Source organism: Campylobacter concisus, assembly GCF_902460535.1.
Classification (GTDB): Bacteria; Campylobacterota; Campylobacteria; order Campylobacterales; family Campylobacteraceae; genus Campylobacter_A; species Campylobacter_A concisus_AS.
This window is the reverse complement of sequence record NZ_CABPTV010000007.1, coordinates 36,432-37,699: the sequence shown is the minus strand read 5'-3', so window position 1 is coordinate 37,699 and position 1,268 is coordinate 36,432. Positions and strand designations below refer to the sequence as shown.

Genomic DNA, 1,268 nt, shown 5'->3' with positions numbered 1-1,268 from the left:
ATGCCATCTCTCAAAAGACAGCTGATGTTATAAGACAATCAGATGAAATTAAAAACATCATAACTATCATTAGAGATATAGCAGATCAAACTAACCTTCTAGCTCTTAATGCTGCAATTGAAGCAGCACGTGCAGGAGAACATGGTAGAGGATTTGCCGTTGTTGCTGATGAAGTTAGAAAACTAGCAGAAAGAACTCAAAAATCACTTGGTGAGATAGAAGCAAATACAAATGTCCTAGCTCAATCAATAAATGAGATGAGTGAATCTATAAAAGAGCAAAGTGAAGGTATAAATATGATAAATCAATCAGTTGCTCAAATAGATCACCTAACAAAAGAGAATGTGGTAATTGCAAACCAAGCAAACGAAGTAACATCTGAAGTAGATGAGATGGCTAAAGCTATAGTTGAAGATGTTAGGAAGAATAAATTCTAAAACACTTCTGGTTTAGGGTTTTAAATAAACTTAAATTTGTTTAATGAAAAACTACTCAATAAATTCCAACCTAGTTTAAGCTGGGTTGGGGTTTAATAAATTATCTTTTGAATTTAATTATTTATATAGTTGCTTTAAATTTTTTATCTTGGTTTTTTCCACTCATACTTGTAATGTTTGCAAATTTTAAAATTCCACTCATTTGCAAGAGTTGGCTACTGATTTTAGGTCTCACAAAGCTTGCCACTAAAATCAGAGCCGAAATTACTCGTTCATGAAATTTTAAAATTTGTCAGAGCTTCTTTGATATAAACGGCATGCAGTGTGAAGCGCTGGAGTATGCACCTCTAACGCACGAAGGGGGGGGGTTACTTAGGGCTTCGCCTCATAACTGTAAGCAGACAGGGGATTAAAAAGAGGGATAGTGGGATGGCTTTGCTTTGCTAGCTCGCAATTGCAAGCAGACCGTAATTCAAGTCCCCCATGTCTCCCTTTTGGATAAAAATTTACAAATTTAATTGAGTTGCTTGGCAAATTTCAAAATCTTAGTCACTCGTCTTGGCAACATATTAAATTTATAAATTTAGAACCGCGATATGCTTACTCATAAATTTTAAAATTTGCCCGAGTTTTTAACCGCAAGCTATTTGTTTCAAATATTAAATTTTCGCTATAAAATTTCCTGTCACAAAACATATATAATTGTGACAAACATTGTCAAATATTAAAATATCTTAGATATAAATTTTAGCTTCATATTTATTGCGTTTTTGGAGAATTTAATTAAACAAAAGATAAATTTAATCCATTTTATATGTTACTTTTCTACAC

General features: G+C 32.6%; 1 protein-coding gene. It reads left to right on the top strand.

Translation table 11 applies throughout. The features are described from left to right. The coding region (locus FZ945_RS06840; RefSeq protein WP_258031397.1) for a methyl-accepting chemotaxis protein at positions 1 to 437 on the top strand (437 nt) is incomplete at its 5' end. Between the last annotated feature and the right edge of the window lie 831 nt (positions 438 to 1,268).